Annotated in this window: 17 protein-coding genes; 9 read left to right on the top strand and 8 right to left on the bottom strand. The window is 44.5% G+C overall.

Annotation, left to right across the window (positions count from 1 at the left end; translation table 11 throughout):
* Positions 1-36: 36 nt before the first annotated feature.
* From EZ315_RS11420 to EZ315_RS11455, 8 genes are all read right to left on the bottom strand, one after another.
* Positions 37-1,173 (bottom strand): dTDP-glucose 4,6-dehydratase, encoded by a 1,137-nt coding sequence (locus EZ315_RS11420; protein WP_135472195.1) that lies wholly within the window; start codon positions 1,171-1,173, stop codon positions 37-39.
* Positions 1,163-2,038 carry a dTDP-4-dehydrorhamnose reductase gene (gene rfbD, locus EZ315_RS11425; protein WP_135472196.1) on the bottom strand — a complete coding sequence of 292 codons (876 nt, stop codon included), beginning with the start codon at positions 2,036-2,038 and terminating at the stop codon, positions 1,163-1,165. Before rfbD ends, EZ315_RS11420 begins: the two co-directional genes overlap by 11 nt.
* A gap of 74 nt (positions 2,039-2,112) precedes the next feature.
* Positions 2,113-2,685, bottom strand: coding sequence for a dTDP-4-dehydrorhamnose 3,5-epimerase (gene rfbC, locus EZ315_RS11430; RefSeq protein ID WP_135472197.1), 573 nt, complete (start codon positions 2,683-2,685; stop codon positions 2,113-2,115).
* Positions 2,686-2,693: 8 nt separating this feature from the next.
* Positions 2,694-3,599, bottom strand: a complete 906-nt coding sequence (rfbA, locus tag EZ315_RS11435; protein WP_135472198.1) for a glucose-1-phosphate thymidylyltransferase RfbA — start codon at positions 3,597-3,599, stop codon at positions 2,694-2,696.
* Between the two features lie 49 nt (positions 3,600-3,648).
* Positions 3,649-4,962, bottom strand: coding sequence for a UDP-glucose dehydrogenase family protein (locus EZ315_RS11440; RefSeq protein WP_135472199.1), 1,314 nt, complete (start codon positions 4,960-4,962; stop codon positions 3,649-3,651).
* 231 nt (positions 4,963-5,193) lie between these two features.
* Positions 5,194-6,021 (bottom strand): 4Fe-4S binding protein, encoded by an 828-nt coding sequence (locus EZ315_RS11445; RefSeq protein WP_135472200.1) that lies wholly within the window; start codon positions 6,019-6,021, stop codon positions 5,194-5,196.
* Positions 6,022-6,091: 70 nt separating this feature from the next.
* The gene (locus EZ315_RS11450; RefSeq protein ID WP_135472201.1) at positions 6,092-7,213 is read right to left on the bottom strand and encodes an ISAs1 family transposase; all 1,122 of its coding nucleotides are present in this window, start codon (positions 7,211-7,213) and stop codon (positions 6,092-6,094) included.
* Positions 7,214-7,387: 174 nt separating this feature from the next.
* Complete coding sequence (locus tag EZ315_RS11455; RefSeq protein WP_135472202.1) at positions 7,388-8,089, bottom strand: 4Fe-4S binding protein; 702 nt, start codon at positions 8,087-8,089, stop codon at positions 7,388-7,390.
* A gap of 96 nt (positions 8,090-8,185) precedes the next feature.
* Here EZ315_RS11455 and EZ315_RS11460 point away from each other — a divergent pair, with 96 nt between their 5' ends.
* From EZ315_RS11460 to EZ315_RS11500, 9 genes are all read left to right on the top strand, one after another.
* Positions 8,186-9,112, top strand: coding sequence for a LysR family transcriptional regulator (locus EZ315_RS11460; RefSeq protein ID WP_135472203.1), 927 nt, complete (start codon positions 8,186-8,188; stop codon positions 9,110-9,112).
* A gap of 83 nt (positions 9,113-9,195) precedes the next feature.
* Positions 9,196-9,819 (top strand): radical SAM protein, encoded by a 624-nt coding sequence (locus tag EZ315_RS11465; RefSeq protein ID WP_135472204.1) that lies wholly within the window; start codon positions 9,196-9,198, stop codon positions 9,817-9,819.
* Between the two features lie 111 nt (positions 9,820-9,930).
* Positions 9,931-10,590, top strand: coding sequence for a GIY-YIG nuclease family protein (locus tag EZ315_RS11470; RefSeq protein WP_135472205.1), 660 nt, complete (start codon positions 9,931-9,933; stop codon positions 10,588-10,590).
* 5 nt (positions 10,591-10,595) lie between these two features.
* Positions 10,596-11,396, top strand: coding sequence for a helix-turn-helix domain-containing protein (locus EZ315_RS11475; protein ID WP_135472206.1), 801 nt, complete (start codon positions 10,596-10,598; stop codon positions 11,394-11,396).
* Between the two features lie 74 nt (positions 11,397-11,470).
* Positions 11,471-12,091 (top strand): CatA-like O-acetyltransferase, family 2, encoded by a 621-nt coding sequence (locus EZ315_RS11480; protein ID WP_135472207.1) that lies wholly within the window; start codon positions 11,471-11,473, stop codon positions 12,089-12,091.
* A gap of 411 nt (positions 12,092-12,502) precedes the next feature.
* Positions 12,503-13,534, top strand: a complete 1,032-nt coding sequence (locus EZ315_RS11485) for a hypothetical protein (RefSeq protein ID WP_135472208.1) — start codon at positions 12,503-12,505, stop codon at positions 13,532-13,534.
* 189 nt (positions 13,535-13,723) lie between these two features.
* Positions 13,724-14,854 (top strand): 6-bladed beta-propeller, encoded by a 1,131-nt coding sequence (locus tag EZ315_RS11490; protein ID WP_170957535.1) that lies wholly within the window; start codon positions 13,724-13,726, stop codon positions 14,852-14,854.
* Between the two features lie 61 nt (positions 14,855-14,915).
* Positions 14,916-15,308, top strand: a complete 393-nt coding sequence (locus EZ315_RS11495; RefSeq protein WP_207104620.1) for a hypothetical protein — start codon at positions 14,916-14,918, stop codon at positions 15,306-15,308.
* 2 nt (positions 15,309-15,310) lie between these two features.
* Entirely contained in the window at positions 15,311-16,303 is a 993-nt protein-coding gene (locus tag EZ315_RS11500; RefSeq protein WP_135472211.1) for a BF3164 family lipoprotein, read from the top strand.
* Positions 16,304-16,339 lie beyond the last annotated feature (36 nt).

The raw sequence follows: 16,339 nt of genomic DNA on the forward strand, positions 1-16,339 counted from the left end.
CGGACCCGCTTGCCGCTTTTGGGATATTGAACGGTTTTAACGGTTCTTGTACATGTCGTCGTAATAACGCTCGTATTCTCCGGATGTTATGTTGTCCATCCATGCCTGGTTGTCGAGATACCAGCGGACGGTTTTCTCTATGCCTTCCTCAAATTGCAGTGAGGGTTCCCAGCCAAGTTCTTTCTGAAGTTTGCGTGAGTCTATGGCATAACGCAGGTCATGACCGGCACGGTCGGTCACATAGGTGATAAGCTCATCGGAATGTCCTTCCGGATTTCCGAGCAGGCGGTCCACGGTCCTGATCACCACTTTTATGATATCAATATTTTTCCATTCATTGAAGCCTCCGATGTTGTAAGTCTCAGCTACATTCCCTTTGTGGAATATCAGATCGATGGCACGTGCGTGGTCCACAACGTATAGCCAGTCGCGTACATTTTCACCTTTGCCGTATACTGGCAGTGGCTTGCGATGACGTATGTTGTTGATGAATAGCGGTATGAGCTTTTCAGGGAATTGGTATGGACCGTAATTGTTGGAGCAGTTGGTCACAATCGTTGGCATTCCATAGGTGTCGTGATAGGCACGTACGAAATGGTCGCTTGATGCTTTTGATGCGCTGTATGGGGAGTGAGGATTGTATTTTGTGGTTTCGAGGAAGAATTCAGAGCCGTAGGCATGGTGATGCTCCTTGGATGAGGCTGTGGTAGTGAACGGCGATTCAATCCCTTCCGGATTGGTTAGTTCAAGTGCTCCGTATACCTCATCGGTGGATATATGGTAGAATCTTTTCCCTTCGTATTTTTCAGGAAGCGATTCCCAATGCACTTTGGCAGCCTGCAGCAGAGAAAGTGTGCCCATCACATTGGTCTTGGCAAATGTGAACGGATCTTTGATTGATCGGTCTACATGGCTCTCTGCCGCCAGGTGGATTATACCGTCGACGTTGTGCTGTCTGATAAGTTCAAGCATCCTGTCAAAGTCGCAGATGTCAGCTTTGATGAAAGTGTAGTTTGGCTTGTTTTCGATATCAGCAAGATTGGCGAGATTGCCGGCATAGGTGAGCTTGTCAACATTTATTATATGGTAGTCCGGGTATTTGTTGACAAAAAGTCTTACAACATGAGAGCCGATAAAACCGGCACCGCCTGTTATTATGATATTACGCTTCATTTGCTTTGATATTTTTGATACAGGTTTTGAGAGAATCGGTCCAGTATGGGACTTTTATTCCAAAAGTTTCCTTGATTTTAGTTTTGTCGAGCACCGAGTAGGAGGGACGTGTCACTTTTGACGGGAATTCGTCCGAGTGGCACGGTTGTATGTCGCACGTGTCGTTTCCTGCGATTTCGGCAATCATTTTTGTGAAGTCATACCATGAGCACACTCCCTCATTGGAGTAATGATATATGCCCTCGTTGTCCTTGTATCGACGGTTTTCTATGATATCGAAAATAGTGTCGGCAAGGTCCTGGGCATATGTAGGCGTGCCTGTCTGGTCGAATACAACTTTAAGGGTTGGTTTTGTGGATGTGAGGCTGAGCATGGTTTTGACAAAATTTTTGCCGTATTCCGAATAGAGCCATGCTGTGCGGAATATGAGAGATTTCACTCCACTTGCGGCGATAGCCTGTTCGCCATGAAGTTTGGTCATGCCGTAAACTCCTGTCGGTGTTCCTTTTTGGTCTTCTCTGCAAGGGACATTGTATGGTTCTTTGCCGAATACATAATCAGTGGATATATGTATCAGTGTTCCGTCGTTATCTTTTATTGCTTCGGCAAGATTACGCACTGCGTCGGAATTCAAGGTCTCGGCAAATTCGGCATCATCCTCTGCCTTATCGACATTTGTGTATGCGGCGCAGTTGATGATCAATTCGATATCGTTGTCTTTCACCATACGTTTCACAGCTTCGGCATTGGTGATGTCGAGTTCTGCTACATCGGTGAATATATAATTGTCTTTTGAGCCTCGTTCCGAGCAATTGCGTAAACAATTGCCAAGTTGTCCGTTGGCTCCGGTAACTAATATTTTCATAAATGGGATCTGGATAGTAGATTATGAAAATGGGCTGACTTTTTCAGTTATGCCTGTAATGCTTTTCTGCCGGATTACCTGTATAAATCAATGTTGAAGTCAAAAGGTGACTCGAAGTCTGCCAGGAGGGGATGGCAGGAGTCTTTGTCTGACAATATGGCGTAGGCAGGATCAATTAGCCAGTCGATTTCGAGAGACGGATCGGCTATCGATATCCCGCCGTCGGCCTGAGGGGCATAGAAATTGTCACATTTATACTGGAATATCGCAATGTCGGAAAGCACTGCAAATCCGTGTGCGAAACCTCTGGGAACGAAGAATTGCCGATGATTATCCTCAGTAAGCTCAACAGCGACATGCCTGCCGTAGGTGGGGGAGCCTTTGCGGATATCGACAGCAACATCCAGTACGGCACCTTTGACACACCGTACAAGTTTGGATTGAGTGAAGGGTGGAAGCTGGAAATGAAGTCCGCGCATCACCCCTTTGGTCGACATCGATTCATTGTCCTGAACGAAGTTGACGGGGCGTACTTTCTCATCAAATTCCTTTTTGTTATAACTCTCAAAGAAATATCCGCGTGCATCCTTGAATACACGAGGCTCGATGATCACTACGCCATCTATATCGGTCTTGATTACTTCCATAAACAGTTTTAGTCCAAGTTCTTTATGCCGGTTCTTTTTACCTCATCAATGACTTTGAGGAGATATTTACCGTAGTTGTTTTTGAGCATAGGCTGAGCGAGTTCACGCATCTTGTCCTCAGAAATCCATCCCTGGCGGTATGCGATCCCTTCGAGGCATGCAATTTTAAGTCCCTGTCGTTTTTCGAGCACTTCGACATAGATCGATGCTTCGGCAAGTGAGTCGTGCGTTCCTGTGTCAAGCCATGCAAATCCGCGTGGGAGAGTCCGTACTTTCAGTTCGCCGTCTTTGAGGAACTGCTGGTTCACGGTGGTGATTTCAAGTTCGCCTCGGGCTGACGGCTTGATCCCGGCGGCAACATCCACCACTTTGTTAGGATAAAAATATAGTCCTACTACAGCATAGTTGCTCTTAGGCTGCTCTGGTTTTTCTTCAATCGAGAGGCAATTGCCCTCTTTGTCGAACTCTGCCACTCCATAACGCTCCGGGTCATCTACCCAATAACCGAATACGGTGGCTTTCCCATCTTTTTCGGCAGTCTCTACCGATTCCTTCAATAGCTGAGAGAATCCGGCTCCATGAAAAATGTTGTCACCAAGCACGAGACATGCAGAGTCATTGCCAATGAACTCTTTACCGATTATGAATGCCTGAGCCAGTCCATCCGGCGAAGGTTGCTCCGCATAAGAGAATCTGACCCCATAATCGCTGCCGTCGCCGAGAAGATGCTTGAACATTGGCAGGTCAAAAGGGGTGGAGATTATAAGTATATCCCTGATTCCGGCAAGCATAAGCGTGGATATGGGATAATAGACCATCGGTTTGTCAAAAATGGGGAGAAGTTGTTTGCTCACACCTTTGGTGATGGGATACAATCTGGTGCCGGAGCCGCCGGCAAGAACAATACCTTTCATAGCTTATTTTGGTGTTCGGGTGTTATTCGGGATTATTACATGGTTGGGATTACCTGCCTATGCACATGTAGGTGAACCCATGCTCGGCAGCTTCATCGGGGTCATATATGTTTCGTCCGTCAAGTATGACCTTCTCTGCCATAATGCGTTCAAGGGCAGCGTAGGATGGAACTCTAAATTCGTTCCATTCTGTCACCAGCATAATGGCGTCGGCATCGATGGCAGCCTCATACATGTCCTTGCAGTATGTTACCTTGTCGCCGAGACGTCGGCGGCATTCGTTCATTGCCACAGGGTCATATACTTTTACTGAGCCTCCGGCGTCAGAGATCTTGTCAATAAGAATCAGCGATGGAGCTTCACGCATGTCATCGGTCTCAGGCTTGAATGCCAATCCCCACAATGCTATAGTGCGCCCTTTAAGGTCTCCGTTGAAGTGACGCATCAGTTTGTCAAACAGAATTGATTTCTGGCGTTCGTTCACATTCTCGACAGCCTGGAGCACCTCCATTCTGTAGCCGTTCTGTTCGGCGGTTTTTATTAGGGCTTTGACATCTTTCGGAAAGCATGACCCGCCGTATCCGCATCCCGGGTAGAGGAATTTTTTCCCTATGCGGGTGTCTGTGCCGATCCCTTTCCTTACCATATTGACGTTGGCACCTACGAGTTCGCAGAGATTGGCTATATCGTTCATGAACGATATGCGTGTGGCGAGCATCGAATTGGCTGCATATTTTATCATTTCAGCCGATGGGATGTCGGTATATATCATGCGTTCGTCTTTAAGCATGAACGGCTTGTACAGTCGTGATATCACTGTCCGTGCACGTTCGCTTTCCGTGCCTATCACCACGCGGTCCGGCGACATGAAGTCCTTGATGGCAGCCCCTTCTTTAAGGAATTCCGGATTGGAGGCAACATCGAATGGGATGTTTTCGCCTCTGCGGTCCAACGCGGTCTGCACAGCTTCTTTTACTTTTGCAGCAGTGCCTACAGGAACGGTGGATTTTGTGACAAGTATAGTGTATTTCCTGATGTTTTCACCAAAGGTTTTTGCCACGGAAAGGACATATTTCAGATCGGCTGATCCATCCTCATCGGGGGGCGTGCCTACAGCAGAGAACACCACCTCAACAACGTCTATAACATCTGCCAGGGAAGTCGAGAAATGCAGCCTGCCTGCTTCGACATTCTTCTTCACCATCTCATCGAGGCGTGGCTCGTATATCGGGATGATGCCATGCCGGAGATCGTCAATTTTTTTTTCGTCAATATCAACACAGGTGACATCGAAACCGACCTCGGCAAAACATGTTCCCGAGACAAGTCCTACATACCCAGTGCCAACAATCGCAATGTTCATATGATAAATGGATTACTCTGCAAAAGTAATGAAAAATTGCGAGATTTTTGTGAATGTAGTGCAAAAATATCTATACGCCATAATTCATTAGCCTCAATATCCAACGAGCTCAGAATGACTATGTGCTCATAAATGGTGCGACATGTTAATAAGAGATTGGGCTGCTGTGCTTTATAATCGTTATCAATGCCACTATGGGATGCTTTTCAAAAGGTTGTTAGGCATGTGTTATCAGAGTATCCAACATGGTGATTTCCTTTCTGAGAAATTCTCTGAAAGAGGTCGTGCAAATGGTGTATGGAATGCTCTGGCTTGAGCAGGACAGATTTTTACACATGCGCAGCACTTGATGCATCGGGTTGCGTCAGTGGTGAAGTCTTCGCGGATAGCGGCTGTTGGGCATGCATCTGCACATTCACCGCATTCCGTACATTTTTCAGTGTCAACAAGCGGGATATAGATCTTTGGCTCAGTAGCCTGTTGAGTCTGGTATGCCTTAACGAATTTGATGAAGTTTTTTAGAGAGGCTTCCGGCGACGGCTCGTCTTGCAGGTCGGATGTGTTGACGGATGAGAAATCATTGTGTAATATCTTTTCACGCACCAACCGTCCGAACTCCTCAGCCATTTTCAGATCCGTGTTGTCAGGGCGACCGGCTGCGATCGGTGTTTCGTCAGTGCTGTAGGAGTGCTCGCAAGGGAAGGCTCCTGCTGCAATCGGATTGAATCCGCGTTCACGAACGAATGCTTCCAGATCGATAAGTGCCTTTTCAAAAGCACGGTTGCCATAGACTGCTACAAGAATGGCAGGTTGATTGCATTCGCTGCGTAGCGTATTGAGCCGTTCCATGGCAACTTTTGGCATGTGACCTCCATATACAGGAATTGTAAAGATTACAGGCAATGTTTCGATCTCGCCTGTCTCTGCTGATACAGGTCTCTTATTGAGATTAAGAGAGAACTGATAATCATAGTCATTCTGGTCAATGCCATTCTGTATGGCTTTTGCGATTTTTTCTCCGCCACCGGTCGGTGAAAAATATAAACTCAACGATTTCATAGCCACAAAATTACTAATAATTCAATTGTTTCGCAATAGCTATCATGAATGTGGACAGGGCTGACGCATCTTAATTTTTTACAACATCAAAACTTTTTAAGGCATAAAGTAAGTAGTCGTTATCCCAACCGGCTTTCTTCCTATGTCCTTTGACACCCATTGATGACACCTTGGCGTTCTTGATTATGTTCAGTCCGATACGGTTGAGCAGAGAGAAATTTTGAGCTGCATTATCCTTTTGCTTACGCGAGGCATCATCTCCAAAAGCGACGTTCAATGTCCAATGCAGTTGATTCTCCACGCTCCAGTGTGTCCTGATAGAATGATTAATATATTGAGCGTCAGCCTCAAGGCTCGACAGGTAATATCTGGTCTCCTTGTGGATTTGTCCAGACTTGACATCCCGGGTACGGGATTCTATTCTCACGATGCTTTTAAGACCGGGCCATCTGTCCCTGTCGATGATGTTGTCGAGATTGGTTATGACCGAACAGGCCCTTGTTTCTTCCCGCCCATGAGCCTTCCCGTCCATCGTATGCTCAGATGACGGCTTAATATATGTGAAAGAACGGCTGACACGGTCAAGCATTTCGGGCTGATTCCCTTTCAGGGCAAGGATATAGTCGGCTCCGCGCTCGATTATTGTCTTGGCAATCTCTCTCTGACAGCCCATGGCATCGATTGTGACTATGCAGTTTTTCAACTCCAGGATGCGCAGCAGCCGGGGTATCGCAGTAATCTCGTTGCTCTTTCCGGCGACCTTTTCCTGCGCGAGCAACAGGTTGTTCGCCGAAGCCCATGCGCTGACAAGATGGGTGTATGTCCCGGAGCCGTCATCGCTGCTCCCGCGCATACATTTGCCGTCAATGGCGACAACTTCCCCGTCGGTCAGTTCGGCAATGCTTTTCGTCCATGCCACAAAGGAACCGTTCAATTCTTTTGGGTCTAACATACTGATTACTCGGTTGAACGTATCGTGCGAGGGTATGCCGTTGGGAAGGTGCAGGAACTTCTCAAGCCAATCAATCTTGGCATTACCATAGTCCTCGATTTCATTCCAGCCCTCCGCTCCGCAGATGACTGCGCAAAGCGATATGAACAGGATGGAGTCAAGGCTGTGTTTCTGTGTGCGCTCCACACGAGGATCGCTGATGGATGAAAAGAAATCTATGGGTGAGTTAGGATTTGTCATATAAGATTAACGGCTGTATGCCTATTTATATTGGTAAACAGCCGTTAAGTTTATTTAAGATGCGTCTGCCGTGTGAATGTGGACTGAAATTCAGGATAAAAACAATGCCTGGGTGCTTGTCTCCACTTATTGGGATGTAGTGAAATCATTGTGTTTTCAGTCTGACAGGAGGGGCTATATATTACTGATTGGGGTATTGTGCTTGAGTTTCATTATTTTGATAGGGCAGGCGGTGACACATTTGCCGCATTTTATGCAGTCGGCATGGAGATAGCCGTTTTTATCGCCACGACTGTCATAAGGAGTGAGTTGCATGGGGCATACCCTGGCGCAACTTTTGCATTTCATCTGGCAAGAGTCATTGACATGTATGTTGATGAATCCGTCAGGCAGTGGAGTGTTTGTCGGGGATACCCATGATGACAATGTGCCCATGGGGCAGAATGAGCACCATGTTCGAGGCGCGTAGATGAACGATAGTGACACCCCTACAATGGTTGTGGCCAGGATTATTGTCCAAAACACTCGTCCCATGGCGTTCCAGTCGCCCCATGCAGAATACATCTGCACTCCAAACATAGCGAATATGAACATCACCATGAAAAGACGAAAACCGAATGAGCGCACGAATTTAGGTATAGGGCGGTGTGGTGAATATTTTGAAAGAACCCTGTCATAAAAATTGCCACGAGGACAGGCGTTTCCACACCACCATCTTCCGCGTTTCACGGCAAAGGCTACCGGAGCTATCATGCATATCAGTGCGAGGAGTCCGATTATGGGATAGAAAAATCCTAAGACGAGATAGATTAGCAATATCCAATACAAAGCATAACCATTGGATGGGAGATGTCTGTGAAATCTTTTTGTTGGCATACGATTATTTTTTTATGATGCAAAAGTAACAATGCAACAATTGATTTACAAATGATATTACCTATCTTTGCATTGAATTTATCTATCATAAACAGGATGACACTCCAACAGCTTAAATATATTATATCAATTGACCGCCATAGGAATTTTGCCCGAGCCGCAGCCGAATCGGGCATTACACAGCCTACGCTTAGCTCTCTTCTTCAGAAACTTGAGAGTGAGCTGGATGTCAGGATATTCGACCGTTCCAATAAGAATGTAAGTCCGACAGCTATCGGATCCAAAATTTTGCGACAGGCGGAGAGGATTGTGAATGAGGCGGAACGTATCGTGGAATTGGTGACAGAGGAGAAAGGACTGGTGACTGGTATGCTTAATTTGTCGGCAGGTCCGACAATAGCACCATATATCCTGCCTCGTTTCATAAAGACATATACGAAAATGTTTCCACATGTCACATTGTCCATAGTAGAAATGAAAGCTGAAACGATGATAAGAGCCCTGCATATAGGTCAGCTTGATCTGGGTATCGCCATTAGCGGTCAGGCAGAGGAGGGCATATTGGAGATACCGTTGTATACGGAGCCTTTTTGGGTGTACATCTCTGAGAGTTGCTGGCGCAAGTTGCCGGTATTTAAGCCTGAAAATCTTGAACATGAGCAGATGTGGATAATGAAAGAATCTCAATGTCTGCGTGACAGTGCTTTCAGTTTTTGTAAAGCCAGAGGTGTCGGAAGGCGTATTTATGAGGCTGGAAGTATCGAGACGCTTATACGTATAGTGGATGAAAACGGAGGCTTCACCATAATTCCGGAGATGCATTTGCCTATGCTGACTGATGTGCAGCGTATCAATGTCCGTCGTATCGAAGGAGATTATTTGTCGCAGCGAAGAGTCTCGATATATGTAAGGGCAGATTTTATAAGGGAGCGTATGCTCAACAGCATTGTTGAAGCGTTGGTTACATTTGTCCCTAAAAGTATGATTGATGAACATATTCTGAAATATGGTATCAGATTATAAGATGTTATATTTTTTTAGAAAAATGAGGGTTATAATCAATTTGTTATTTGTAAATTTGCGTACTGACATATTAATAATGACCTATGAAAAATGAAAAGGCAAAGATAATAGGCATATCCAGGCATCGTCTTTCGACGGACGGCGATGGAGTGACTACGCTTGTGGCTTTTCATGGATGTCCGCTCAGTTGTCGGTATTGCCTCAATCCCCATTCGATCGGTGATGGCAGCAGGTTCAGGGAATATTCACCGGAAGAACTTTATGCCGAGACTCGTATTGATGAGCTTTATTTCCTTGCCACAAATGGAGGTGTTACTTTTGGAGGTGGGGAGCCGTGTCTGCGTCCCGATTTCATCGGTCGTTTCCGCGAACAGTGTGGCTGTGATTGGAGAATCAATCTTGAAACATCGCTCAATGTTCCCTCTGAGAATATTAAATCCTTGCTCCCGATAGTGGACACTCTGATTATTGATGTCAAGGATATTAATCCTGCTGTTTATTGTGACTATACTGGGCGTGACAATGTGCGAGTTGTGGATAATCTGAAACTTATAGCGGACCAAGCCAGGCAGATGGATTGTGTGGTGAGGCTTCCGCTGATTCCAGGATACAATAATGATGCCGATCGCATATCGAGTCGGGCTGTTATTGAGGCTCTCGGCTTTACCCGGTTCGATCTATTCACTTATCAAATCCGCAAGCATTGACTTTGGCATGAGGGAAACAGACAAGCAAGATTCTGAAATAGTTAATTCGATGGCAGAAAATTGAATTTGTTGAATTTTATCTGTACTTTTGCAATATGACGAAGATTTACTATGAAAATTTCTGAACAAGGATATGTATACATATTGACTAATCCAAGCTTTAAAGAGGATTGGGTTAAGATCGGAAAGAGTGCTCGCCCTGTGGATATAAGGTCGAAAGAACTTGACAACACTGCTGTGCCGTTGCCTTTTGAGATATTTGCTGCGATTAAGACATGCAAGTATAATGAAGTTGAGAAATTGGTGCACAAAACCATTGACCGGTTGACGGATCTTCGTATACGCCAGAACAGGGAGTTTTTTAATGTCGCTCCCCAGGTAGCTCTTGACATATTCAGAGATATTGCGATGACTATTGATGATGCCGAGGTCATTTTGTATAAGGAGAATAAGCCGATATTGGGTGAGAGTGTTGTGACTCCTGTCAAAAGAGAGGTCAAACGTTCTCGTTTTAAATTCAGCATGTGCAACATAAAGATCGGAGAATCAATAACATTTGTTCCATCCGGTCTGGTAGTGAAAATAGCAACGGATGATTCCATAGAATATGAAGGACGGATATATAAATTGTCTCCGTTTGTCGGCACATTCATGCCTGATGACATGCGTAATTCTTCAGGAGCATATCAAGGATCAAAATATTTCTCTTACAATGGAAAAATCCTTGAGGATTTGAGAAAAGAGAATGAAAATGCCAATGCCAATGAATAGGGTATATGGGGGAGACAGATATAGTTTTCTTTCGTCCTTGCGAGTTGTTGCAGCCTTATGTGCGATATTATTGGGTGCTGAAGAGTCATGATCGGTTCAGTACCCTTACTTTTCCCATTGGCTGTCCTCAGATTATATTTCATAGACAGTCCCCTCTGTTTATTCCTGAACTTGATACTCGGCAGGATGTCTTTACCATCAGCGGGCAGGTCAATTTTCCCGCTCATATTCGTTCCGATGGGGATACAGAGATGATTGTGACTGTGTTTCATCCACATGCTGTCGGAGCTTTTATAAGCACACCGCCAATATCGTTCTATAACTGTGAGATTTCAGGGTATGATATCAATGACAGGAGTCTGAACGAACTTGCTTCACGTGTATTGGACTGCGGGGATAGTGGCAGATGTGTGAGATTGATTGAACGCTGGTTGCTCATGAGGCTAAGAGACATCCACTCCACTAAATTTTCGCGTATCGGTTCTGTGGTGAAAAGAATGATTGCATTTCCGTCAACACCAATAACAGAGCTTGCGGGTATATCATGTCTCGGCAAGAAGCAGTTTGAGCGTGTTTTCAGTAACTGTGTGGGGATGATGCCTAAAGAGTATTCTCGTATTGTCCGCTTTCAAAAGTCATTGTGGCTTATGCAGAATGGTCAGGATAATACAGGCATAGCATATGATACCGGTTATGCCGATCAGTCACATTTCATCCGTGAGTTTAAGATGTTCACAGGATGTACGCCCGGGAGATTGAGGGATGAGTGTTCCCCTTACTCTGACCTGTTCACTCAACCTGTGTGATGTCATGCTGAATGTCTCTTTTCTTCTATTTGGTATGAAGATTATGCCTTAATTTTGCGGCAAAAAAGAATGTTGTGAGAGAGGTAAATCCCTGTGACACTACTCGTGCCTATGCTTTCGATATGTGGATGAAGGCTCCGATGCCGATTGTCACGTTTTTCAAGACGCTTGATGTGTCTCGTCTCGTACGCATTAGCCGGCGACGCGGATTGAAGTTCAATATGCTGATGGTCTGGTGTATCGGCAAGGCGGCAAGTCAGGTGAAAGAATTTTATATGCTTCCGGTTGATGGTAAGCTGATTCAGTATGACAGTATTGCGGTGAATACCATTGTGGCAAACAGAAGGGGAGAGGTCAGCTCATGTGATATACCTTTTTCCAGCCATTTATTGGTGTTCAACGATGATTATCTTCGTCTTACCGGTCAGGTTGCTGAGTCATGCTCTAACCATGATATTACGGATAGTATGGTGGTCGGAACATCTGTATTGGCGAGTTTCGATATTGACGGAGCTGTAGGCATGTACAGCGGAATATTTAATAATCCGTTTTTGATATGGGGCAGATATCGCAGGAGGTGGTTTAGGACCACTTTGACCATTTCATTCCAGTTCCATCACACTCAGATGGATGGCGCGCATGCCGCATGTTTCCTGGATATGTTACAGAAAGAAATCGACACTTTGACTATTTGACAGCGTAGTGATTGACAGGTGTATTATTGTAATGCCTGACATTTACAATTCAAACTTGATTTTACTTATGTTCCACAATGGGAATATACGAGTTGGCTAAACCAGCCTCCAGGCATCTGAGGATACTATCTGATGATTTTTCTTACTGTTTTGTGGATTTTTGTGAAAAATGACAGCAAATGTTACGGTAGGATATAAATATGATACATTTGAGTTTGTATATGCGATTGTTGAGTCCATATATTTGCGCTTGATATTTCATCGGATACGACGATGCTTCAATGGTCTTGAATATATTTAGGTAAAGACCTTGATGAAGAGTCCAATCCTATTATGGTCCATTATAAACTTCGTTGAAGTGTCAGTCTGTGAAATGTTCTAATATCAATAATTCGCTAATTTAATTTGACCATGAAAAGAATTATATATTTTTCAGTAATCTCGTCGATACTGTTGATTGAGACAGGTTGCAGTCATGATAAACGTGTTGAAAATAAATTTGCATTAGCTGCAGAATCTCCTAAAATTGAGGAGCTGACTGTAAATGAAGTGTTGAAGCCTTTGGATATAATTACCACTGACAATTACATATGTATCCTGCATGAAGAGAAGTCGTCAGGGAATCAGATATATGTGTATGATGCTGACACCTTTGGTTTTAAGTATGATTTTGCAAAACGAGGACAAGGTCCGGCTGAGACAGTGGCTTTGGATGTCATGAAAAATGCCAGGGGAGATACGCTTGATCTGATTGACCAGGCAAATTATAGACATCTGACATATATTCTGAACCCTAATGCAGCAGACTTACTTGACGACACATTTTTAGAGTTGCCTAACATGGGGCCATTACAAGAGACATATTGGGTCAATGATTCGATAATCATCTTCAGTACGCTTGGCCGCGAGTTGTTGACTTACAACACAAAGTCACAACGAATCGTGGATAGGTTCTGCGTTTCGGAAATAATGACGGATTGTTCACAGGACGATCTCAAAGATATTGGCGGGTTTCATTTCGCATGTCGCGGAGAGGATATAGTTATTGCTTTGCGATACTGGCCACGTCTTATCCTCGGAAAGATTGGAGAAGATTTCAGCATAAATATCGAAACTCCGGAATTGCTCGACACAAATGCTTTAAATAACGATAAGAAGGCTGACCGTACTATTTATTACACATCCGTTACCATGGGTGATGACAGGATTGTTGCTCAGTATTATGGATTCCCGCAACGGTTGACGCAGCCGTTCCCGGTTAATCTTGAAGGTCAAAATTTGAAATTCAAGATAGAGGTATATGACAAGTCTCTGTCGCCGATAATTCAGTACGATCCACAAAGCGATTTCAATAGGATATTTCTTGATGATAACCGACATAGGATATTCTATTGGGATGCGTTTGATGACTTTGAAAAACTCAAGCAGATCACACTGCCATGAATGGATAATATGTTTGTTCCATCGTGCTATTTGCGATGATTTTCATTTTAGGGTGACAAATGCATAGGATGTTACGAAATGGAACAGATATGTTACGTCAAAGTTTGTATTTTCGTGCGTGTCGTCACTATTTTTGCGAAGTAATCTGAATAATACCGATTCATACGACTAATGCAAATATATAAGGCTATGAAAACATACGGATTTTTTCTAATGTTTGTTATGGGACTTGTCGCAGTCTCATGTAATCAGACCTCTGGCTCCATTCAGGAGATAGGGGATGTCAATGTTGATATTGACCATCTGTCAGGAGTGTCGGACTTCTTCGATAGCTACAGCTATGTGATTCTTCGTACCCCGTCCGACTCTCCTCTCGGGACCATATCTCGTATCGACATTGACGAAGAGCATATAGTTGCAAGTAGCCGTGGCGATGTTCATGTGTATAAGAGGGACGGTCAGATAGTCAGTGTATTCTCGCATGTTGGTCAAGGTCCGGAGGAGTATATGGATATAAGCGACATACACCTTGTGGACGGAAACATAAATCTTTTGAGCTGCCAGACAAAGAAGATCTATGTTTATGAGCCTGACGGCACCTTTGTGGAGTCATATCCTCTTGCTGACTATTATACGGCATTCTGTCCCACAGATGGTGGGTTCTGGCTCGCCTCGGAAACCTCCAATAACTCCGGATATGAATTCTCATTCTATGACAAGGACAAAAAGGAGTCAGTGGAGTCTTGTATGCCGTTCGACAGGAATGAAAGTTTCACTCCGGCTCAATTCCGTCCGTTCATCAGCGACACCGCCGATGACATCCTTGTGGTGCGGCAGTTCGATAATAGTGTCTATAGCCTGAGAAAAGGAGACGGAATAAAGACGGTGTGGCGTTATAACTTCAATACCCCCATGCAGCTTTCGGATTTTGACCGTGACCTGCCATATACCAAGCTATTTGAGGAGACGAGCAACAAGCCTGTCATAAAGTATCCAGGTATTGCATATGTAAGTGGCAGCCAGGTCTATCAGACCTTGTCCGTGTTCTTCAAACTCGGATATTTCCCATATGTCTACAAATTTGATATGTCCCGGCAGGACCAGGATGGAAAGACCTTGAGGATCGGACTTGAGTCGTTTGAGGATTTCCCATATCTCCGCACTCCTGCTGTTTTGATTTATGACGGGAACTATGTTTCGCTTATGGAATCATTCAATGTCCTCTCAATAGAGCGGTCATTGGGAACGACTGAATTTTCATCAAAAGGTCTGACCGAGGAGTCGTCACAAGTACTGTTTTTCCATCATTTCAAACACTGAAAATAAATTATATTGGGTAATGAAGAGTTTATTGTATGTTATTTCAATTGTGGCGGGGCTTATGATGCTATCATGTGCCCACTCTGCAAAAAGTAATGAGCCTACTGATTCGGCTCGTGACACTGTACGGCTTGTGAGAGTTGTGCCTCCCAAAACAATGATCGTGTCGTCAATTGTCGATAAAGGCCGTCTGAGAGCAGGTAGCGATACAGCACTGTTTTTCTCTATGCAGAATATAGATACGTTTGCAATATCCATTGATCATATTGAGGCTACGTTACCGTACTGTAGACCCGCGATTTCGCGTGACTCTGTGATTGCCGGAATGGTGGTGGCTCTCGGTATAGAACTGACAGTGCCGCAAGAGAAAGGTCCGTTCTCATGCGGACTTAATGTATATACCAAAGGTGTGACCAAGCCATCCTATTTTGAGATAAACGGAGAAATTGAATAGCCATGAAGTGTAATTTGTTTATCGGCATGTCCTTTGTGCTTGCCATATCGCTTAATTCCTGTGGGATGCGCGATTATATGGCTGATGCTGATTCCTGTAAGGAACTTGTTAAGGAGTTTAAGACTGAAGATGTGCTGATCGGAAGGAGTTCGACGATACATACTACCGATTCATTGTTGTTCGTATTGGATCATACGTCAACGGATTCTATTATCCACATGTTTGATGCCTTTACGGACAGGCACATCAAAAGCTTCGGTAAATTCGGGCAGGGACCTGATGAGATTGCCAGGGCTGGGCAGTTCGCATTTGATCACGATAAAGGTGAGGCGTATGTGTTCGATTATGGACAGCAACGTGTTATGGCATTCAATATCGACAGTGTGGTGTCTGATCCTGAATATCGTCCGTATGTGAAGCTGCGTTTTACCACGGCTAAAGCTTTCCCCGACAGATATGTTCATATAAATGACAGTCTTGGTTTTGCCCGTCACATCTCGCCAGGCAAGACCAAGGGCTTTGTTCAGTCATTGTGTCGTTACAATCTTGACAGCGGAACAGTTGTTCCTTTTGGCGATCCGGCTCTCAAATGCTATGAGAATCGTTCGATGTTTGCTGTTTCACCTGAGACGAATATGGTGGCAGAGGCATGCAGCACACAGGACCTTGTGATTATATATGATTTTGATGGCAATGTGATAAATCGATTTGAGGGGCCTCTTTATTCTTCTGATGTCAACCGTGATGCTACATATTTTACCGGGGCTGTATTTGCAGGTGATTATCTGTTGTGTTCTTATTCTGGAGATACTACAGGCAAAGAGTATTTCGGCCCATATATTGTAGTGTTCGACAAAAAGGGGGATTATATAAAGACTCTTGACCTCGGACGAAAAATCATTAATATGTCATATAGTCCTGCAAAGGGACGTTTGCTGATAGGATTTGACGACGAAATGCAGTTTGGAGAACTGTCGCTGTCGGAAATCATCTGAGTTGCATCGTTGATTATTGGACCAAATCAGCGTTAT

The organism is Duncaniella freteri, from assembly GCF_004766125.1.
GTDB lineage: Bacteria > Bacteroidota > Bacteroidia > Bacteroidales > Muribaculaceae > Duncaniella > Duncaniella freteri.